This is a genomic window from Lachnospira intestinalis, from assembly GCF_040095895.1.
Lineage (GTDB): Bacteria > Bacillota > Clostridia > Lachnospirales > Lachnospiraceae > Lachnospira > Lachnospira intestinalis.
In genome coordinates, this window is the sequence record NZ_JBBMFS010000006.1 from 97,834 (window position 1) to 119,933 (window position 22,100).

Sequence of the window (22,100 nt, forward strand, 5' to 3'; positions counted from 1 at the left end):
TACGTGAGTAGCAGGGAAGGAGACATCCGATGATCAATATTTTTAAGACAGAGCAGTCGGTTATCCGCACAATTGATGCATTTGAAGACGGCGCATGGGTACAGATGGTTGATCCGAGTGTACAGGAATTGAATAAAGTTTCGGAAGCATATGATATTGAAGTCAGTGACCTTGCGACTGCATTGGATGAGGAAGAAAGTTCACGTATCAGTCTGGAAGACGGCTATACCTTGATTTTAGTGGATATTCCGTCCCCGGAAGTCCGCCATGAAAAGAAAATGTATACAACAATTCCACTCGGTATCCTGATTAAGCAGAATGCGATTATTACAATCTGCAAAGAGGATACACCGGTGTTACAGTATTTTATCCGTAACAAAGTACGGGAGTTCAGTACTAAGAAAAAGATGCGTTTTATTTATCAGCTGCTGCTGCGCTCAGCAGCGCTGTATCAGGCGTATCTGCGTGGAATTGATAAGAAACGTATTGAAATAGAAGAACGCATTGACGGCGATACACAGGATGTTGATATCATTGAACTGCATGAACTGGAATCCACACTGGTATACTTTGCAACGTCCCTGCGTTCAAACAGTATCGTACTGGAACGTCTGCGCCGGTACAAAAGACTGGAACAGTACCCGGAAGATATGGAACTGCTCGAAGATGTTATGGTCGAGTACCAGCAGGCGATAGAGATGACCGCTATTTACAGGGATATTATTGATGGTACAAGGGAACTGTTATCATCAGTGGTTGATAACAGGCTGAATAATGTTATGAAATATCTGACGTCGATTACGATTGTCATGGCGATACCGACAATTATTTCCGGCATTTACGGAATGAATGTATCGGGTATCGGTATGCCTCTGGCATCGTCACCGTATGGGTTTGGCATTATCTGCGTGCTGATACTGCTTATCTGTGTAGCGGCGTTGTGGATTTTAAAAAGGAAGAAAATGTTATGAGTCAGGAATTAGAACAGGAAACGGCAAAAAAGAAGATTCAGACGGTTATTTTCGATTTGGACGGTACACTGTTAAATACGATTGAAGATTTAACGGATAGTGTCAATGCAGTCTGTACGCAGTATGGCTATCCGGTATATCCGGTTGAAACAATAAAAAGTTATGTTGGAAACGGTATCAGAAAGCTGATTGAGCGTGCAATTCCGCAGGGGGCAGAGAATCCACAGTACGAAGGAGTTTATGAATCATTCTGTGCATATTATCAGAAGCATTGCTGTGTTAAGACAAGACCGTATGACGGAATTTTAACCATGCTTAATACGTTAAAGGCGCAGGGGATTGCAGTCGGCATTGTATCCAATAAGAATCACAACGCGGTTGTGGAATTAAGGGATACCTTTTTTAAAGATGTGATACCGGCAGCAATCGGACAGAGTGATACCACAAGAAAAAAGCCTGCACCGGATACGGTGTATGAAGCGATGAAACAGCTTGGCGCGCAAAAGGAAACAACCGTTTATATCGGGGATTCCGAAGTGGATAAGCAGACCGCAGATAATGCGGGGCTGCCGTGTATTCTGGTCAGCTGGGGTTTCAGGGAACGTATAGCATTGGAAAAGCTGGGAGCATGGGGAATTGCAGATACTCCTCAGCAGATTCTTGAAAAAATAGTATAAAGTGAAACAGGTAGTGGAGAAGAAGATGAAATCAATATTAGTGATTGGAGTAGGAAAGTTTGGACATCATCTGGTAAATAAGCTTTTGGAGCTGGATAATGAAGTTATGATTATAGATTCCAATGAAGACCATATCCGGGATATGTTTACAAAAGTAAACAGTGCCAGGGTGGGGGACTGTACCAATGTTGAAGTTTTAAAAAGCCTTGGAATCCGTAATTTCGACGTGATTATTGTCTGTATTGCAGAAGATTTCCAGAATAGTCTGGAAGTGACAAATCTTGTAAAAGAGCTGGGCGGCAGACATGTTATCAGTATGGCAAGCCGCGATATTCAGGCGAAGTTCCTGTTGAAAAACGGTGCGGACGAGGTACTGTATCCGGCACGTGACGTGGCATATAATCTTGCTGAAAAATGCAGCGCAAATCATGTATTTGATTATATCAAAATGACCGATGAGTATTCCATTTATGAAATACCGATTATTGAAAGCTGGGCAGGAAAGACAATCCGTGAAGTAAATGTCAGGGCAGAATATAATGTTAATATTATTGCGATAGTGTCCGGCGGGGAAACACTTATTATGCCGTCTGCCGAATATGAATTTCAAAAAGGAGATCACATTAAAGCGCTTGGCAAAAAAGAATGTATTGATAAAATAGTGAAAGAAATTCATTAAAAAAGCTGTCTGGGAATGCCCATCAACATTCTCAGACAGCTTTTTAGTACACCTTGCGGCACACGTCAATTATTTATAAATTTCCTGCCAGCGGGATACCATCTCTAAAGCATCAGACTCGGAAGAAACTTTTGTTACAATGACACCGTCAAGATAAATTTCATATACTGGAAATTTTTTCTGACTGTCACCATGACAGACCTCTACTTTGTTATACTTTACACGTTCCATCAGGGTAAAAACCTCCTCAAAGTAAATTAATGTAGCTGCTGTGATTCCGGACTTAACAACATCTAGAAGTTTAGCATATTAGAAAACAAAATGAAAGTCACAAAATGCAAATGGTACTAAAGGATTATTTGTGAAAAAATAGAAAGGTAAACGTAAGAAAAATGAAGCTGATTCATTGTGCAGACATTCATCTGGACTCGGCGCTCGCTACCAGTCTTACAAGGCAGGAAGCACGGCGGCGCAACGATGAGCTGCTTGAAACATTTATAAAAATGATGGACTATGCACAGCGGGAGAAGGTGCGTGCAGTCCTTGTAGCAGGAGATTTATTTGACAGTGAAAACGGGCGGGAAGCCGTGAGAAAAAGGATACTCGAAGCAGTGGCGGCACATCCGCAGGTGGATTTTTTAGTGCTTTCCGGCAACCATGATGGGGAACAGCTTTTTAACACAGCCCCAGACAGTGGTTTCAATATGACCGTGAATGGGAATTCACTGCCAAAGAATCTTAAATTGTTTCCGGGAGCAGGAAAGGCATACCGTTACGGAAATGTGGTGATTACAGGCTTAAACAGTTTAAAACTGCCGTCAAATCTGCATTTAAAACCGGAAGATACCAATATTGTCATGATGCACGGACAGATTGACCGGTTCGGCAGTTTTGCCGGGAGAAATATAGATTATTTGGCACTGGGGCATATCCACAAATATAAAAAGGGAAGCATTGACAGTCGCGGGGTATACTGTTACAGTGGCTGTCTGGAGGCACGTGGTTTTGATGAATGTGGGGAAAAGGGATTTGTCCTGCTGGATACCGCAGCGGCAGTAAGCGGCAGTGCCGGAAGCGGCACAGAAAACATCGCGGCAGAAAGCCCGGAATGTGGCACGGCGCGTAAGATAGCAGCTCGTTTTGTGCCTTTTGCCAAAAGAAAGGCGTGGGGAATCACAGTGGACTGTACGGATATTGTGACGACACCGCAGTTATATGAAACGGTAAAAACGCAGATTGCAAAGAGGGCATTGGAAGAACAGACAGAGCCGGCAGACAGCCAGGATATGATACGGGTGGTTCTTACCGGTGCAAAGCAGTCACAGGCGGCATATGATATGGATTATATCAAAAAATATCTGGAACAGGAGTATTACCTGGTGCGGCTTAAAGATGAAACCGCCAGTGTGCGGGAAGAGAGCGGATTTGAGGCGTATTTGGAAAAATATATCATGGACAGTGATGAAACAGAGGATATGAAGCAGGAGATACTGGCATGTGTAAAAGCAGCGCTGTCGCAGAACTGAAATAAATTCGGTTCTTAATTCCTCCGGAAAGGCGAAGAAGATGAAGATTCAGGAGTGTTATGTGGAAAATTTTGGCGGGCTGAGTGGGTATCATTTCTGCCCGGAAGAACCGTTGGAGTATCTGTGTGCGCCAAACGGCAGCGGTAAAACGACATTTGCAGCATTTGTGTGCGCCATGTTTTACGGGCTTGGTTCAGCAAGAACCCGTAAAAATTTAGAAGAAGTACCGCGTAAAAAGTATAAGCCGTGGCAGCAGGGAACATGGGGCGGATGGATTCGTTTTGCAGCAGGCACAAAGCAGTACCGGATTGAACGAACCTTTTCGGAAAAGGAGCGGGAGGATACTTTTGCGCTGATTGATTTAGATACCGGAATGGTATCACAGGATTACACGGAAAATATCGGGGAAGAACTGTTTGGCATGACAAAAGCGACGTATCAGGCAACAGCATTTATGAGCTGGAATCATATGCGGGTAGAAGTCAATGAAAATATGCGTATCGGCTTTTTTGACGGCACGCAGGATACGGGATTGTTAAAAAGCAAACAGGCAGCCGCCGCAATTGAAGCGGAGTACAGGGAATACAAAAAAACGGGAAACCGCGGGGAGCTTGCGCAGGTTACGGAAGAATTAAACCGTCTTTCCATGCAGGAGTGGGAGCTTGAAAGGCAGAGGAAGCAGTTGTCAGAGCAGAAAATGCCAATATCTTTACAGACGGAAAATACAGGGGAGGACATACAGGAGGAAAAGCCCGGCAGTAGTACAACCGGACTTACGGCAGAGGAAGAAGAACGGCTGGCATTTTTAGACGACTATTTTGCAGCCGGTTTAAACCACACAGACGGATGGGAAGAAAATCTTATAAAACTCCGGGAACAAAAAAAAGAGTGCAGATCAAAAATCCGGCAGGCAAAAAGACTTTCCGTTGCGGCGGTTTTTCTGGCAGCGGCAGGGGTTATACTCGGTATTTTATCAATGGCAGTGCTGCAGAAGCAGCCGGCAGCAGTCTTTGGCGGGCTGGCCGGAATTGCCGGTGTGGCAGTGTTTTTTTGGCTGCGAAGGCGCACGGCACAGTATAAAGAGCAGCTTGAAGGATTAAACGGTGCAGAAGAAAAGGAACGCACCGGCGCTGCCTATGCAAAAGAGTATCAGACCCTTTCACAAAAGGAAGAGTTTTATAAGCAGATACATCATGCTTTTCAAGAACAGCAGCGGGAAGAAAAGTGTAAAATGCTGGAGAAGCAGCAGATACAGGTTTTACAGAAAAAACGGCAGACCGGACAACAGAAAAAGCAGATAGAACATCGTATGGAGGTGCTTGAAAAGAGCATGCAGTATCTTACAGAGGCAAAGCAGGCATATATCAGTCATATGGCAAAAGATTTATCAGAACCTTTTTATGCGTATCTGTCCGCATTTGATGAAGAACTGGGCAGGAAAGTGCAGTTAAACGACACCTATGAAATTGGAATTGTTGACCATGGAATTCTGCGGCAAATGGATTATTACAGCAGCGGAATCAAAGACGTTATCTGGTTTTGTGAGCGTATGGCATTTATACAGAGGCTTTCTGTAAAAGAAAAACCGGTGATTGTTCTTGATGATATCTTTCTGGCACTGGATAATCAAATGCAGAAAAAAGCATTTAATATGATTGGAAGAATTTCACAGGATTTCCAGATAATATATTTATCCTGCCATGAATATGCTGTACTATAAAAAGTAAATGGGAAATATGCTTGTTAAAAATGACGGCATGAAGTATAATTAATTTAGATTTTTTGTGCTTGTTGTCACATGGGGGTTATTAAAGGAGTTCGTAGGTATGCAGGAATCAAAAGATGTTTTAAATTATGAAAAAATGCATAGCATAGATAAAAGACGTGCTGCCATTGACAGCAGATACCGTGCATTTGTTACGAATAAGGCGTTTACGGATTATTTTGAATATGAGCATTTTTATACAATTACTGATTTTGTGCATCCGGATGAGGTCGGACGGTTAAAGAAGTTTATCGATGAATTTGCGGGAGATACGCAGGAACAGGTTTTCCGCTTCCGTTTTAAAGATGGCAGTTACCGTTACAATCTCTTACGGCTGCTTTGCAAAAAGACAGGAATGGACGGCTTGGATAATATTGACATTGAGATGATTGATGTACAGAGCATAGAAGCGGTCATTGAACATTTGACATCGGATGTATCAAGACTGCGCATGTTTCTTGGCATGACACAGGAGTATGCATTTTCCTATAACCGTTCAGACAATATCATCTGTATTTTCCGGTATGAGCAGTATCAGAAGGTTACCATTTATAAGATGGATATTGATGAATGGAAACAGGAGATGATTGATAAATCGTATATTGATCCGGAAGAGTATTCGCTGTTTGTGACGATGGTCAGCGATATTAAATCCTATGTGCAGTCGTTTAAGATTAAGATGAATTCGTGTCTGAGAACGCAGAGTAATATTATGGAACGGCTCTGCTTCTGCGGCAATCTTTTTAACGGTGCAGGTCATGAACGAATGATGGTCGGCAGAATCATACCGGAAGATACCATCGCCCAGCAGAAGGCAATTGAAGTCATTGATGAGCTGCACTATGATTCACTTACCAAAGTCTATAATAAAAAGACGATTACGGATTATGCCAAAAAGACACTGGCAAAAGCAAAAGAAACCCGGGTGACACTGGTAATTCTGGATATAGACCATTTTAAATCCGTCAATGATACCTATGGACATCTCTACGGTGATAAGGTGCTTTCAAGAGTCGGGTATAAGTTAAAAGAGATTGTCGGGGACGACGGCGTCGTAGGACGTATTGGTGGCGATGAATTTTTAATTGTAATAGATAATATTAATGATGATCAGATTCTGCGGGGAATGCTGCGTGCGATCCGTACCCAGATTAAATGGGAATTTGCAGGGGATTTTGAGGATTTTGCCATTACCTGCTCTATCGGTGCATCAATTGCACCAAATAATGGAAAAGAATTTGAGGATTTGTTCAAAAAAGCGGATTACTGCTTGTATATTGCCAAAGAAAAAGGCAGGGACCGGTATGTATTTTTCCGTGATGAGCTGCACCGTAAGTCATATGAAGAATCAATTACGCGTGTACAGCATGTGGGTACAAATGGCAGAGAAATTCAGGAATTAAAGGCAATTGCGAAATTTATGTCCGATGTGACAGAAAATCAGGCATTGGCATACCGGGAGATTCTGCAGCATATGCTTGAATCGTATCAGCTGGATACCATTAATATTTATTATGGAGAAAATTTATCAAGAGTTTATACAGTGGGGTTTGAACAGAACTATTCGGACAATGCACAGTATGTAAAGACACAAGAATTTAAACAACTGTTAGAGGAAAAGGATTATATGGAAACGAGCTTTGTTGCCGGCATGTTTAACAGTGCACCACAGTTTTGTGCCGCCATGAAGCAGAAAAGAGTTTTTTCAACCATCCAGTGTATTATCGGGACACCGGATGATATCAAGGGGCTTGTCACTTTTGATAAATGCAAAGAATCCGGGACATGGGCAGACTATCAGATTGATTGTGCCCGTATATTTGCATCATTTTTAAGCATGCAGGCAATGGGAATCCGGAAGAAGTAAGGAACAGTTTAACAACTATTTCTTCACTATATGTTGTGTGCTTGCATTGACTTGATATGCTAGATATAGTATAATTCGTCTTGCCCGTGAGAGCGGGCAGGACTTTTTTAACGCAATTTTGTGAGAAAAGGAAAGGATTGGAAAAATGAAAATTATTAAGCGTAGCGGAACAGAAGTTACATTTGATATTGCAAAGATTATGGCAGCTGTTTCAAAGGCAAATAAAGAAGTTGTACACAGTGAAAGACTTTCAGATGAGCAGATCAAAAAAATTTCTGTGAATGTAGAAGAAATCTGTCAGGAGATGAACCGCTCTTTAAGCGTAGAAGAAATTCAGGATCTGGTGGAAAACCAGATTATGAATCTGAGAGCATTTGCAGTGGCAAGAAAATATATTACGTATCGTTATAAAAGAGCGCTGGTACGTAAATCCAATTCAACAGATGAACAGATTTTAAGCCTGTTAGAATGTAATAATGAAGAAGTCAAACAGGAAAATTCCAATAAAAATCCGACTGTTAACAGCGTTCAGAGAGATTATATGGCAGGTGAGGTCAGCAAAGACATAACAAAGCGTCTGCTCCTGCCGCAGGATATTGTAGATGCCCATGAACAGGGACTGATTCATTTCCATGATGCAGATTATTTTGCACAGCATATGCACAACTGTTGTCTGGTAAATTTGGAAGATATGCTGCAAAATGGTACGGTTATCAGTGAAACCATGATTGAAAAGCCACACAGCTTTTCAACGGCATGCAATATTGCAACACAGGCAATTGCACAGATTGCAAGTTCCCAGTACGGCGGACAGAGTATCAGTCTTGCCCATCTTGCACCGTTTGTACAGGTCAGCCGGGAAAAATTTATCAAGCAGGTTCGTGAAGAATTTGACAAAGTGGGTCTGGCATACACCGAAGAAAAGGTGCGTGAGGTTGCGGAATTAAGAGTGCGTGATGAGATTAAACGCGGCGTGCAGATGATTCAGTATCAGGTTATTACACTGATGACAACCAACGGACAGGCACCGTTTGTGACGGTGTTTATGTATCTGGACGAAGTGCCGGAGGGTCAGACAAGAGATGACCTTGCGATGGTTACGGAGGAAGTACTCCGCCAGAGAATCCAGGGGGTTAAAAATGAAAAGGGTGTATGGATTACACCGGCATTTCCAAAGCTTATTTATGTGCTGGAGGAAGATAATATCCATGAGGATTCAAAATACTGGAACCTGACACAGCTGGCGGCGGAATGTACTGCAAAGAGAATGGTTCCGGATTACATTTCCGAAAAGAAGATGAAGGAATTAAAGGTTGATAAAAACGGTGAAGGACACTGCTATCCGTGTATGGGCTGCCGAAGCTTTTTAACACCTTATATTGATGAAGAAACCGGTAAGCCAAAGTATTATGGCAGATTTAATCAGGGTGTTGTAACAATTAATCTGGTTGACGTGGCATGCTCATCAGGCAAAGACATGGACAAGTTCTGGAAGATTTTTGATGACAGACTGGAACTTTGTAAGCGTGCGCTGATGTGCAGACATTACAGATTAAAGGGTACGCCGTCTGATGTTGCACCGATTTTATGGCAGAATGGTGCACTTGCACGTTTAAAGAAGGGTGAAACAATTGATAAGCTGCTCTATGGCGGATATTCTACCATTTCATTAGGATATGCCGGCCTTTGTGAGTGTACAAAATATATGGTCGGTGTTACCCATACACAGCCGGAAGGTACAGAGTTTGCCTTAAAAGTAATGCGTCATCTGAATGAAATTTGTAAGAAATGGGCAAAAGAAACGAATATTGATTTCAGTCTGTACGGTACACCGCTGGAATCGACAACATATAAATTTGCAAAGAATCTGCAGAAACGATTTGGTAAGATTCCGGGTGTAACCGATAAGAATTATATTACAAACAGCTATCATGTACATGTAACGGAAGATATTAATGCATTTGACAAGCTGAAATTTGAATCACAGTTCCAGGAGCTTTCACCGGGTGGCGCAATCAGCTATGTGGAAGTGCCGGATATGGTTGATAATATCCCGGCGGTATTGTCTGTCATGCAGTATATTTATGAGAATATTATGTATGCGGAATTAAATACCAAGAGCGATTACTGCCAGGTATGCGGCTACAATGGGGAAATCCGGATTGTAACCGATGAAGATGGCAAACTTATCTGGGAATGCCCAAACTGCGGCAACAGAAATCAGGATAAGATGAATGTTGCAAGAAGAACCTGCGGTTATATCGGCACGCAGTTCTGGAATCAGGGACGTACACAGGAAATTAAGGAACGTGTACTGCATCTGTAAGAACAAAAAATATGTTTTTTTTGAGTAAATATGCGATTTATCCGCTTGTACAAAAGAAAAAAATGGTTTATCATATGGTGAATCAAGAGGCAGAAGAAAGGAGTTATCGGATATGAAATCAATTAAAGTAAAGATATTAGGACCGGTTGCGGTGCTTGCCGTACTGGTTCTGGTTACAAGTGCGTTTAGTATTTTAGGTGCAGGCAACATTGAAAAAAAGGGGCGTGTTATTTCTGACGAGTATCTGGCAACAATACAGGATGTATCTGCAATGTCGAAAAATACACAGACACTGATGCGTTTATCGTATAATTATATTCTGGCACAGGGCGATGCAGCAGAGAAAAAGGTGGAAACTTCCATCAGCCAGACTAAGCAGACACTGGAAAATCAGATGGCAGATTTTTCAAATAATCTGACACCGGAAGAAACAGAAGCATTCCAGAAGTTCCAGAGTGATTATCAGGCATACCTTTCCAAGTATAATGCTATGGTAAAATATGTACAGACCGACCAGAATGAAAATGCTTCAATTGTTGCCAACAACGATCTGGTTGAAATGAGCAGCCAGATTGAAACAGATTTGGAAAATATGATTGAACTTGAATCATCACTGGCAGATCAGGCAGTCGCAAATATGGAGAGTGCCTATGCGTCATCAATGGGTGTTGGCATTGTATGTCTGCTGTTAGGCATTGTTGCACTTGTCGCAGCCATAATCATTTCAAACCGCATGGTTGTAAAACCAGTTGTTGCAGCCAATAAAAAGCTGGGAGAAATCGTATCGCTGATCGAAGAGCACAAGGGTGATTTAACAATGCGTGTGGAATCCGGTTATCAGGATGAAATTGGTGCGCTTGCAGATGGGATTAATCTGTTTCTGGATAAGTTACAGAGTACGATGGGTGTGATTGTAAGCGGTACACAGAATCTGACCCGGGTTGTCAATATGGTTACGGAAAATGTGTCGGCGTCAAATGACAATGCACAGGATGTTTCCTCAGCAATGGAAGAACTGTCTGCAACGATGCAGGAGATTGCCGCAACGGTACAGACAGTGACGGAAAATACAGAGTCTATCAGCGGTGAAGTAAATGATATTGCAGACAGAACCGGGCAGATGAATGCATACTCTAAAGAAATGCAGGAGCGTGCAGATACGCTTGCAAAGAATGCTAATGAAAATAAAGTACAGACTGATGCAATGGTTGGAAATATCGTCGGTACATTAAAGCAGGCGATAGAAGAAAGCCGCAGTGTAGAAAAGGTCAATGAACTGACAGGCGAGATTTTAAATATTTCAAGCCAGACCAATCTGCTTGCATTAAATGCATCGATTGAAGCTGCAAGGGCAGGCGATGCCGGAAAAGGCTTTGCGGTAGTTGCGGATGAAATTCGTCAATTGGCAGATTCAAGCCGGGATACGGCAAATAATATCCAGGCAATTAATGAACATGTTACAAAGGCGGTTCATGCATTAATCGATAATTCAAATGCGATGATAGCATTTATAGAAGAAACGGTGCTGCCGGATTACGGTACATATGCGGATTCCGGAGAACAGTACAATGAAGATGCAAGCTATGTCAGTGAAGTGATGAATGAATTTACGGAAAAGACAGAAAACTTAAAGAATATTATGAATAATGTCGTAGAGTCCATTGAGGGTATTGCAAAAGCAGTAGAAGAAAGTGCCAATGCGGTTACAAGCTCCGCGATGAGTACCGGTTCACTGGTAGAAGATATGCACACCATCAATGAACAGATGGGCAGCAGTAAGGAAACCGTGGAAAGCTTAAAGGCAGAAGCGGATGTTTTTAAAAAGTTTTAAATTGACTTCTTGTCAGACAATGTTATAATAAAGTTAATATTTTCCGGGGAGCAAAAGGACCGCGGCGAAAGCCGCGGTACTGCTGAGAGGGAATCGTATCCGACCCGTTACCTGATGTGGATAATGCCACCGTAGGGAGTTCTTTTTTAATGACAGAATACCGTATCTTTTAAGATGGAGGATATGCTGTCGGAAAATAGCGCATTCTTTAGGACTATCAGGAAATTTCGGAAAAAAGTTCCCTATTTTTACATAATAGTAAAGTGAAATATTTAAATCATAATAATGATAATATGGATAAACCCGGCGATATATCTCCCACGGAAAAAATCAGCATGTACAAGGTACAGGAATGGAGGCTGTTGTGAGTTATACGACACAGATGGATGCTGCAAGACAGGGGATTGTCACCCCTGAAATGGAAATTGTTGCAGCAAAAGAAAATATGGGCGTTGAAAAATTAAGAGAACTGATTGCAAAGGGACAGGTGATTATTCCTGCCAATAAGAATCATCAGGCATTAAGCCCGAATGGTATCGGTTCTGCCTTAAAGACAAAGATTAATGTCAATCTGGGTACATCAAGGGACTGCGTAGACCTGGATATGGAAATGGAAAAGGTGAACGAAGCCGTAGCCATGGGCGCAGAGGCTATTATGGATTTAAGTTCTTTCGGCGATACACAGAAGTTCAGAAGAAAGCTGACCGCAGAGTGTCCGGCAACAATAGGAACAGTTCCTATTTATGATGCCGTGGTATATTACCACAAACCGTTAAAGGATATTACAACCGAAGAATGGCTTTCAATTGTTGAAATGCACGCAAAAGATGGTGTGGATTTCCTGACAATTCACTGCGGTATCAATAAGAGTACAGCAAAGCGTTTTAAGGATGCAAAGCGTCTTACCAACATTGTATCCAGAGGCGGTTCTATCATTTTTGCATGGATGGAAATGACAGGAAAAGAAAATCCATTTTATGAAAATTATGACTGGGTACTAGACATCTGCCGCAAGTATGATGTTACCATAAGTCTTGGTGATGCATGCAGACCGGGCTGTATCGAAGATGCTTCCGATATTTCACAGATTGAAGAGCTGGTAACACTTGGTGAACTGACAAAACGTGCATGGGAAAAGGATGTACAGGTTATGATTGAAGGACCGGGACATATGCCGCTGAACCAGATTCAGGCAAACATGGAAATCCAGAAGACCATCTGCAAGGGCGCGCCGTTTTACGTATTAGGCCCGCTTGTAACAGATATTGCACCTGGCTATGACCATATTACATCGGCTATCGGTGGTGCGGTTGCGGCAACTTACGGCGCATCCTTTTTATGCTATGTAACACCGGCAGAGCATTTGCGCTTACCGGACTTAAATGATGTAAAGGAAGGGATTATTGCTGCTAAAATCGCAGCCCATGCAGCCGATATTGCCAAAGGTATTCCGGGGGCATCCGACTGGGATAAAAAGATGAGTACGGCAAGAAAGAAGCTGGATTGGGAAGAAATGTTTGATCTGGCAATTGACCCTGAAAAAGCAAGAAGATACAGAGAATCCGCAAGACCGGAAAAGGAAGATACCTGCTCCATGTGCGGTAACTTCTGCGCCGTAAAGAACATGAATAGAATCTTAGACGGCGAAATCGTAAGCATTTTTGACGAATAAAAAATTAATATAGAAAAATACACCGAAGCCAGACACCACGGCTCGGTGTATTTTTCGTTATAATAAAGTAAAGAAACAGCCACTTGAAACGTACCGTCTGAGAGGTTTCAATACAGGAAAATAAGCCGAAGTTAAGTAACACGTTGAGGCGTTTTTCCTGTATTGAAACCATCTTCCGATAGTCGGGTTCAAGTGGCTGTTTTTTAAATTTACTGCATTTCAATTTCCTTGTCGCGGCTTTTTTTTAAAAGGCGGCTGTAGTCGGTGGCGTACACGAGGGTGTACATCACTGCCATTAAAATTGAAGCGCCGATAACATCTGTAATGGAGTGCTGTTTTAAAAGCACGGTTGACATGCAGATGGATACACAAAGAATCAATGAAGCAATGTCAAATGCCTTATGCTTTTGAAACCATTCGCTCCGGTGCAGTGCGATGTGGACGGCAAGGGAGTTGTATACGTGGATACTTGGGAATACATTGGTTGGTGTATCACTGGCATAAATCGTATTCAGCAGCATGCCGAAAAAGTTGTCCGGTACGTCATTCGGGCGCAGTGTCAGACCGCTCGGATAAATCATGCAAATCAGTAAGGATACGGACATGCCGATTGTCAGACATAATGCGAAACGCAAAAATTCCGTATCGGATGCTTTAAACAGCATATAAATACAGGCACCGATGACATAGATAAACCACAGCATATACGGAATGATAAAATACACACAAAACGGGATCATGTCATCAATGGCATTGTTGATAATGTGCAGGTTCGGTGTTTCCATGGTAATCTTTTTTTCAAGGTAGAAAAACCACGGCAGGTATATAAAGATATAACAGCCGAAACACAGCCGCCAGTTTTTTTTCAAAAAATTCATAAGAATCCTCATTTCTGCGCACAAATCCTGCCATATAAAGAGGAGCGGTTTTTGTGCAGGCAAAAAGCACATACCGGATCCTAAAATGGCAGAAAACGAAAACGTGCCAGGTGCGCATTGACACAAAATCGTATTTTACTCATCGTGTAGTATTATTTTAATCCATAGATTAATAAATTATACCATGTTGCAGGCAGTAAAACAATTGTAAAATACAAATCTTATCAAAACAAGCAGACAATTCTAAAAAAAATCTTAACAGAAATCTTTGCACGGGCGATTCACAGATTTACAAATACCAATTTACAAATGCCATAAATATGTAATATAATAAAGTACATATGCCAGACTGTAAAAAAGCTGGCAGGATTGGAGAAATGATATGTTACAGATTCATCATCTGAAAAAATCCTATAATAAAAAAACAGAAGTACTTTCTGATATTGATTATACATTTGAAGAAGGAAGGGTGTATCCGGTCCTGGGTGGTATCGGTTCCGGCAGGACAACATTGTTTGACTGCCTGTCAGGGGATTTGCCAGTCGATGCGGGAGAAATTGCAACAAAGGAAAAGACAACCATTTTCCATGCAGCAAAACAGAGCATCCTGCCGATGTACATAACGGCATATGAATATATTCATTTTTTGTGTGATTTAAAAAATGTACCCGTTCCCGCAGACGAATTTCTTGATAAAGTCGGCATGGAAGAAAATGCCAAGGATACGCTGATTTGTGAACTGAGTTTTGAAGATAAAAAACGTGTGCAGCTTGCCGCATTTTTAGTGCAGAAGCCCTATGTTATATTATTTGATGAGCCGTTTGACTATTGCAGTGAGAATTATATCCGTACCTTTTTGCAGGTATTGCAGACGGTAAAAGAAAACCATATTATATTAATATCCACGGGACTGCTTGAAATTGCCAAACAGATTTCAAATGAGATTCTGCTGCTGCATAACGGCAGATTTGAGGTTGTGCCGTCAGAAACCTTACAGGTACAGGAACTGCGCAGAGCGGTACTGGATATTATCGGGGAGGCAGATCATGGAAATCTTTAAAAAAATGTTTGCAGAAAAAATTTTGAGTTTTCACGAAGGCACGAACAGAAGTCTGGAAATTCTGACAAAAATGCCGCTGGTGGGAGAATATATCAGCAATCAGGTGATTCATAAGAGAAATTCAAAGATGCGCATGACCATTGGTGTCATGGCAGTGCTTGTGAGAATGATTGTGCAGTTTATTAAGAAATATTTATACGTGGCAGTTTTTATTTATTTGCCGTATCTGTTTATGGCACAGTTTAATCCATTAATCCGTGATCACAAAGAATCTGCGGTATTGTTTATGTTTTTTATGCTGTCTACGATTTGCGGAAGCCTTGCCAACAATACACTGCTTGCCATGGGTGACAGGGATTATCTGATGGTGCGCGTGGTGCTGGTAAGTCCGTATATGAATTTCCTTGGCAGGCTGGCAGTTAAAATGGTCACAGATTTTGTGTATTTCACGATTATTTTAAATTTATTTGGTGTATCGTTTGTACACAGCCTGCTGTTAAGCCTTGTGACGATGTGTATCCGTCCGGCAGGTGAGATGATAGCGGTGCTTTGTTTTGACCAGATGCAGTCGATGTATAACAATAGAAATGCTTTTAACGGAACGGTGATTGCACTCAGTGTTTTTGTGGCATACGGTATGCCGCTGTTAAAGCGGCAGATCAGTTCAGACTGGCTGTTTTTCATTCATCCGGTTTTTGTAGTGGCAGCACTGTTTATCGGTGTGTTTTCAGTGTATTATTTATGGGATTATCCATCTTACAGAAAAATTATGCAGGAGGCGCTGCATATTAAAAGAGAAGTATAAGAAAGCCCGGACAAGCGGCAGAGATGGCGTGTATATTGTAAAAATTAAGAAATGTAACGGAGTGAATCAGTAATTAGGATAGGAGTGGACAGGATGAAAATAAAATTTAGTAAATCACCGGTAATGATGCTGGCAAAGCTTGCACTTGCGGGACTGTTGTGTCTTGTTATTGTGTTCATTGTTCATTCCAATTATAAGAGCAGACAGGGAAGTCGGATTGAGTTAAAATCCCGTTATACATTTTCTGTTCGGATAGACAGTGACGGAAATGTACTGGATGAAGCGTATAATGAAGGTGAGAAAAGCGAATATCAGGAATTTGAAACGCCGCAGTTAAGTAAAATGGCAGACATCTGGCTGACACAGTTTACGGGACAGTTTACCCAGAAGTATCTGCCGTGGTCAAAGGCACTGCGAAAGGTTTCATGTAAGGATTCCAAAGTGCTTGACCGTGAAACCGGCACGGTGCTTATCAGCTTTTCGGCAGTTTTAAAGGATAGTACGTCGGAGTATTTCCAGTCGTGGGACGGCGTGCTTGACAACGGCAGAATGGAATTTGAATGGGTTGTGACATTTGCACTGGACAACCACTATGACGGTACGGCAACGATTTATGTGGAGAATATTGTGACACCGGAAGAATACGGTATTTCACAGTATAATGAAAGCTTAAAAGACAGCGTAACCGGCGGCTCGGAATCGGCAACGGCGGCTTCTTCCAATACGCTTACAAAGTATGAAATTAAAGAAAATACGTTACAGATTACATATGACGGTGGTGCAAAATATGTCAATGTTCCGGTAGACTGTACGAATCTGCCGCTTGTGGAAAATTCATCCACACAGCTTATGGATGGAAGCTGGCAGTTAGACACGAATAAAGCAGCGTTTCTTTACGGCGGCAAAAATGCAGAAAACGGTAGGGTACCCCTGACGTTGTTGTTTTCCAATGATAAAGGCAGTAACTGGGTTACTAGTGAAATTGATACGATTTATGATGCCAATTATTACTATGTAAAGTTTTTTGATGAAATGACAGGCGTAATCGTTATCGGTTACGGTAAGAATGGCAGTCAGCAGGCATCGCGTATTTATACAACAACAAACGGCGGTGAAAGCTGGATAATGATAGGCAGCGGACCGGCATTAAATGTATTAAAGGGCGTGGTCTTTGCAGATGCAGATACAGGATTTTTCTGCTATAACTATGTAGATGGCATGGACAGTAACCTGTATATGACAAAAGACCTTGGAAAGACGTTTTCAAAAGTGACACTGGACCCGCAGGAGTTAGACAGCACGGCGGCAAATGCGCAGACAACGGAAAGTGACAGCACGCAGCAGGAAACAAAAGCCGAGGAAGAAACAACGGCATCAAAACTTTCGTGGAGTGACGTTTATAAAGAGGCACTGGTGCCGGTGGTAGATGATCAGGGCATGATTACCGTTTATCTGACACAGGGCAGCAACGGTGTGTATAACAGTGGTAAAACAGCGGCGAAATATCAGTCATCGGACGGCGGTGAAACATGGAAATATATCGGGCAACTGGAAATTACCTCTTGAAATAAAGGTTATAGTGTGATAAAATTTATTAAATTTGAGAAAAAAAGACATTTTTGTGTCTTTTTTTTTGCGCAAAAGTAGCAAAATTTAATAATACGAAAGGAAATTAGGTGGCATTCATGAAAGCATTTTTAATTCTTGAAGATGGAACAGTGTTTAATGGAACGAGTATTGGTTCTACCCGCGAAGTAATCAGCGAGATTGTCTTCAACACATCAATGACAGGATATCTGGAGGTACTGACAGACCCTTCTTATGCAGGACAGGCAGTAACCATGACATATCCTTTAATTGGAAACTATGGCGTATGTTATAAAGATATGGAGTCTTTAAAAGCATGGCCGGATGGATATATTGTCCGAGAACTTTCCAGAATGCCGAGTAACTTCCGATGTGAAGACCCTATCCAGAAATTCCTTGCAGACAATGATATACCGGGTATCAGTGGAATCGATACCAGAGCGCTGACAAAGATTTTGCGTGAAAAAGGTACAATGAACGGTATGATTACGACAAATGAGAATTATAATCTTGATGAAGTTCTGCCAAAGATTAAGGCATACTCTGTAAAGGGCGTCGTTGATAAAGTAACATGTAAAGAAAAGAAAGTCCTGCCGGGCAAGGGATATAAGGTTGCGCTGATGGATTTTGGTGCAAAGAACAATATCGCAAAGTCCTTAAATTCAAGAGGCTGCGAAGTTACAATTTATCCGGCACGTACAACGGCAGAGGAAATCTTAAGCACGAATCCGGATGGAATCATGCTTTCTAACGGCCCTGGCGATCCAAAGGAATGTGAATTTGAAATTGCAGAAATTAAAAAACTCTATGACAGCAATGTCCCGATTTTTGCAATCTGTCTGGGACATCAGCTGATGGCACTTGCAACAGGTGCAGATACGCATAAATTAAAATACGGACACAGAGGTGCAAATCATCCGGTAAAGGATTTACAGACAGGAAAGGTTTACATTTCTTCACAGAATCACGGTTATGTCGTAGATGAAACGACACTTAATCCGGCAGTCGCAAAACCGGCTTTTGAAAATGTCAACGATAAGACCAATGAAGGTCTTGAATATATCGGAAAGAATATTTTTACTGTACAGTTCCATCCGGAAGCATGTGCAGGACCACAGGATACAGCGTATCTTTTTGACAGATTTATTGAGATGATGAAGAAGGAGGACTAAAAAATGCCAAAGAATCCGAATATTAAAAAAGTATTGGTAATTGGTTCAGGACCGATTATTATTGGACAGGCAGCTGAATTTGACTACGCAGGTACACAGGCTTGCCGTTCTTTAAAAGAGGAAGGAATCGAGGTTGTTTTAGTAAACTCCAATCCGGCAACCATTATGACAGACAAGGATATTGCTGATGAAGTTTATATCGAACCACTGACTGTTAAAGCGTTAGAGCAGATTATTTTAAAGGAAAAGCCGGACAGCATTCTTCCGACACTGGGCGGACAGGCAGGATTAAATCTTGCCATGGAAATTGCCGAAACGGACTTTTTGGAAGAACACAATGTGAAGTTAATCGGTACAACAGCGCTGACAATTAAGAAAGCAGAAGATCGTTTAATGTTTAAGGAAACCATGGAAAAAATCGGTGAACCTTGTGCGGCTTCCTTAGTTGTTAATAATGTAGAAGACGGTGAAGCATTTGCAGCTAAAATCGGTTATCCGGTTGTACTGCGTCCGGCATATACACTGGGCGGCAGCGGCGGCGGTATCGCACACAACGTTATGGAATTAAGGGAAATCCTTGAAAACGGTTTAAGACTTTCACGTGTCGGTGAAGTTTTAGTAGAACGCTGCATCGCAGGCTGGAAGGAAATCGAATACGAAGTAATGCGCGATGGTAACGGCAACTGCATTACTGTATGTAACATGGAAAATATTGACCCTGTCGGCGTGCATACCGGTGATAGTATCGTAGTTGCACCGTCACAGACACTTTCCGACAAAGAATATCAGATGCTTCGTACATCTGCTTTAAATATTATTGACGAACTGGGTATCACAGGCGGCTGTAACGTACAGTATGCCTTAAATCCGGACAGCTTTGAATACTGTGTAATCGAAGTAAATCCGCGTGTAAGCCGTTCTTCAGCACTGGCTTCCAAGGCAACCGGTTATCCGATTGCAAAGGTAGCAGCTAAGATTGCATTAGGCTACACACTGGATGAAATTAAGAATGCCATTACAGGAAAGACTTATGCAAGCTTTGAGCCGGCACTGGATTACTGTGTTGTAAAGATGCCGCGTCTTCCGTTTGATAAATTTATCTCTGCAAAGAGAACACTGACAACTCAGATGAAGGCAACCGGTGAAGTTATGAGTATTGCCAATAACTTTGAAGGCGGTCTGATGAAGGCAATCCGTTCTCTGGAGCAGCACGTTGACAGCCTGATGTCGTATGACTTTACAAAGCTGACAGACGAAGAACTTTTAGAAGAGCTGGCTGTTGTTGATGACAGAAGAATCTGGAAGATTGCAGAAGGTTTAAGAAGACATATTCCGGCAGCCAAGATGCATGAGATTTCAAAGATTGACTTATGGTTTATTGATAAATTACAGATTATTGTCGATATGGAAAATGCTTTAAAGAGAGGTCCTTTAACAAAAGAACTGCTCACAGAAGCAAAGAGAATCGAATTCCCGGATAACGTTATCGGTGAACTGACAGGAAAGACAGAAGCAGAGGTTAAGGCACTGCGTGACGAATATGGAATTCATGCGGCATTTAAGATGGTTGATACCTGTGCGGCAGAATTTGCGGCAGAAACACCGTATTATTATTCAGTATTCGGCAGTGAAAATGAAGCGGTTGAAACAAAGGATAAGAAGAAGGTACTCGTATTAGGCTCCGGTCCAATCCGTATCGGTCAGGGTATTGAATTTGACTTCTGTTCTGTGCACTGTACATGGTCTTTCAAGAAGGAAGGCTATGAAACGATTATTGTAAACAACAACCCTGAAACAGTTTCAACGGACTTTGATATTGCCGATAAGCTGTATTTTGAGCCGCTGACACCGGAAGATGTCCAGAATATTGTTGATTTTGAAAAGCCGGACGGCGCTGTTGTGCAGTTTGGCGGTCAGACAGCAATTAAGCTGACAGAAAGCCTGATGAAGATGGGCGTGCCGATTTTCGGTACAAAGGCTGAAGATGTCGATGCTGCGGAAGACAGAGAGTTATTCGACGAAATCTTAGAGCAGTGCGGTATTCCAAGAGCCAAGGGTCAGACCGTATTTACCGTAGAAGAAGCATTAAAGGCAGCCAATGAATTAGGCTATCCGGTACTTGTAAGACCTTCTTACGTGCTCGGCGGACAGGGCATGCAGATTGCCGTATCTGATGAAGACGTTGTTGAATTTATGAATATCATCAACAGAATTAAGCAGGATCACCCGATTCTTGTTGATAAGTACCTTATGGGTAAGGAAATTGAAGTTGATGCGGTATGCGATGGTGAAAATATCCTGATTCCGGGTATTATGGAACATATCGAAAGAGCCGGTATTCACTCAGGTGACAGTATTTCCGTATATCCGGCGAAGTCACTGACACCTAGAATTACGGATATGATTGTTGATTATACAGAAAAGCTGGCACGTTCCCTGCATGTAAAGGGTATGATTAACATTCAGTTTATCGTATACAATGATCAGGTTTATGTCATTGAAGTCAATCCGCGTTCAAGCCGTACTGTACCGTATATCAGCAAGGTAACCGGTATTCCGATTGTACAGCTTGCAACAAAGGTTATTACAGGAAGCAAAATTACAGATTTAGGATATGAACCGGGCTTACAGAAGAAGTCAGATTACTATGCAATCAAGATGCCGGTATTCTCCTTTGAAAAAATCAGAGGCGCAGATATCAGCCTCGGACCGGAAATGAAGTCTACAGGTGAGTGCCTTGGTATTTCAAAAGACTTTGATGAAGCATTGTATAAGGCATTCCAGGGAGCAGGAATCAATCTTCCGAAGCATAAGCAGATTATCATGACACTCTGCGATGCAGATAAGGAAGATGGTGTGGATATTGCACAACGTTTTGAAAAGCTGGGCTACAAGATTTACGCTTCCCGCGGTACAGCAAAAGTATTAAAGGAGCATGGCGTCAATGCAATTCAGGTCAACAAGATTGGTCAGGAAGCACCGACACTCTTAGATTTAATCTTAGAGCATAAGATTGACCTTGTGATCGATACACCGGAAAATGGTATCGAAAGAGCTGGCGACGGTTTCTTAATCAGACGTTATGCGATTGAAACAGGTGTACACTGCCTGACAAGCCTTGATACAGCGCACGCGCTGATTTCAAGCTTAGAGCATGCGTTTAACAATAAAGACCTTACAATTGTCGATATTGCAACGATTGATAACAGAAAGTAGATACCAGGGGTAGTTGCCCCAGCATCATAAAAATAAAGTACCCGGCAGAGGAGATTTTAAAAATTTCT

The 22,100-nt window shown here is 42.0% G+C and carries 16 protein-coding genes and 1 riboswitch; of the genes, 14 read left to right on the top strand and 2 right to left on the bottom strand.

Annotation, left to right across the window (positions count from 1 at the left end; translation table 11 throughout):
- Positions 1 to 29: 29 nt before the first annotated feature.
- The 3 genes from WMO37_RS08615 to WMO37_RS08625 are packed head-to-tail and all read left to right on the top strand — an operon-like array spanning position 30 to position 2,327.
- Complete coding sequence (locus WMO37_RS08615) at positions 30 to 971, top strand: magnesium transporter CorA family protein (protein ID WP_349154802.1); 942 nt, start codon at positions 30 to 32, stop codon at positions 969 to 971.
- The gene (locus WMO37_RS08620) at positions 968 to 1,648 is read left to right on the top strand and encodes an HAD family hydrolase (protein ID WP_349154803.1); all 681 of its coding nucleotides are present in this window, start codon (positions 968 to 970) and stop codon (positions 1,646 to 1,648) included. Before WMO37_RS08615 ends, WMO37_RS08620 begins: the two co-directional genes overlap by 4 nt.
- A 25-nt stretch (positions 1,649 to 1,673) precedes the next feature.
- Entirely contained in the window at positions 1,674 to 2,327 is a 654-nt protein-coding gene (locus WMO37_RS08625) for a potassium channel family protein (protein WP_022433009.1), read from the top strand.
- A 69-nt stretch (positions 2,328 to 2,396) separates the two neighbouring features.
- Here WMO37_RS08625 and WMO37_RS08630 read toward each other — a convergent pair whose 3' ends face one another.
- Positions 2,397 to 2,558 (bottom strand): hypothetical protein, encoded by a 162-nt coding sequence (locus WMO37_RS08630; protein WP_022433008.1) that lies wholly within the window; start codon positions 2,556 to 2,558, stop codon positions 2,397 to 2,399.
- Positions 2,559 to 2,719: 161 nt separating this feature from the next.
- Here WMO37_RS08630 and WMO37_RS08635 point away from each other — a divergent pair, with 161 nt between their 5' ends.
- The 6 genes from WMO37_RS08635 to thiC all read left to right on the top strand — a co-directional run bounded on the left by WMO37_RS08635 (position 2,720) and on the right by thiC (position 13,314).
- Positions 2,720 to 3,853 carry a metallophosphoesterase family protein gene (locus WMO37_RS08635; RefSeq protein WP_349154804.1) on the top strand — a complete coding sequence of 378 codons (1,134 nt, stop codon included), beginning with the start codon at positions 2,720 to 2,722 and terminating at the stop codon, positions 3,851 to 3,853.
- A 40-nt stretch (positions 3,854 to 3,893) separates the two neighbouring features.
- On the top strand, positions 3,894 to 5,573 hold the full coding sequence (locus tag WMO37_RS08640) for an ATP-binding protein (protein ID WP_349154805.1): 1,680 nt from the start codon (positions 3,894 to 3,896) through the stop codon (positions 5,571 to 5,573).
- A 106-nt stretch (positions 5,574 to 5,679) separates the two neighbouring features.
- The gene (locus tag WMO37_RS08645) at positions 5,680 to 7,485 is read left to right on the top strand and encodes a sensor domain-containing diguanylate cyclase (RefSeq protein WP_022433005.1); all 1,806 of its coding nucleotides are present in this window, start codon (positions 5,680 to 5,682) and stop codon (positions 7,483 to 7,485) included.
- Between the two features lie 145 nt (positions 7,486 to 7,630).
- Positions 7,631 to 9,811, top strand: coding sequence for an anaerobic ribonucleoside-triphosphate reductase (gene nrdD, locus WMO37_RS08650; RefSeq protein ID WP_022433004.1), 2,181 nt, complete (start codon positions 7,631 to 7,633; stop codon positions 9,809 to 9,811).
- A gap of 112 nt (positions 9,812 to 9,923) precedes the next feature.
- Positions 9,924 to 11,642 carry a methyl-accepting chemotaxis protein gene (locus tag WMO37_RS08655; RefSeq protein ID WP_349154806.1) on the top strand — a complete coding sequence of 573 codons (1,719 nt, stop codon included), beginning with the start codon at positions 9,924 to 9,926 and terminating at the stop codon, positions 11,640 to 11,642.
- 34 nt (positions 11,643 to 11,676) lie between these two features.
- Positions 11,677 to 11,797: riboswitch (TPP riboswitch) on the top strand.
- Between the two features lie 197 nt (positions 11,798 to 11,994).
- Positions 11,995 to 13,314, top strand: a complete 1,320-nt coding sequence (gene thiC / locus WMO37_RS08660) for a phosphomethylpyrimidine synthase ThiC (protein WP_227089098.1) — start codon at positions 11,995 to 11,997, stop codon at positions 13,312 to 13,314.
- Positions 13,315 to 13,523: 209 nt separating this feature from the next.
- On the opposite strand, the gene WMO37_RS08665 is transcribed toward thiC, so the two are convergent.
- Complete coding sequence (locus WMO37_RS08665; protein WP_022433001.1) at positions 13,524 to 14,192, bottom strand: phosphatase PAP2 family protein; 669 nt, start codon at positions 14,190 to 14,192, stop codon at positions 13,524 to 13,526.
- Positions 14,193 to 14,574: 382 nt separating this feature from the next.
- Here WMO37_RS08665 and WMO37_RS08670 point away from each other — a divergent pair, with 382 nt between their 5' ends.
- The 5 genes from WMO37_RS08670 to carB all read left to right on the top strand — a co-directional run bounded on the left by WMO37_RS08670 (position 14,575) and on the right by carB (position 22,032).
- Positions 14,575 to 15,252, top strand: coding sequence for an ATP-binding cassette domain-containing protein (locus WMO37_RS08670; protein ID WP_022433000.1), 678 nt, complete (start codon positions 14,575 to 14,577; stop codon positions 15,250 to 15,252).
- Positions 15,239 to 16,057 carry a hypothetical protein gene (locus WMO37_RS08675; protein ID WP_349154807.1) on the top strand — a complete coding sequence of 273 codons (819 nt, stop codon included), beginning with the start codon at positions 15,239 to 15,241 and terminating at the stop codon, positions 16,055 to 16,057. The genes WMO37_RS08670 and WMO37_RS08675 overlap by 14 nt, the downstream gene beginning before the upstream one ends.
- A 93-nt stretch (positions 16,058 to 16,150) precedes the next feature.
- The gene (locus WMO37_RS08680) at positions 16,151 to 17,623 is read left to right on the top strand and encodes a WD40/YVTN/BNR-like repeat-containing protein (RefSeq protein WP_022432998.1); all 1,473 of its coding nucleotides are present in this window, start codon (positions 16,151 to 16,153) and stop codon (positions 17,621 to 17,623) included.
- 119 nt (positions 17,624 to 17,742) lie between these two features.
- Entirely contained in the window at positions 17,743 to 18,816 is a 1,074-nt protein-coding gene (locus tag WMO37_RS08685; protein WP_022432997.1) for a carbamoyl phosphate synthase small subunit, read from the top strand.
- Between the two features lie 3 nt (positions 18,817 to 18,819).
- The gene (gene carB, locus WMO37_RS08690; RefSeq protein WP_022432996.1) at positions 18,820 to 22,032 is read left to right on the top strand and encodes a carbamoyl-phosphate synthase large subunit; all 3,213 of its coding nucleotides are present in this window, start codon (positions 18,820 to 18,822) and stop codon (positions 22,030 to 22,032) included.
- Positions 22,033 to 22,100 lie beyond the last annotated feature (68 nt).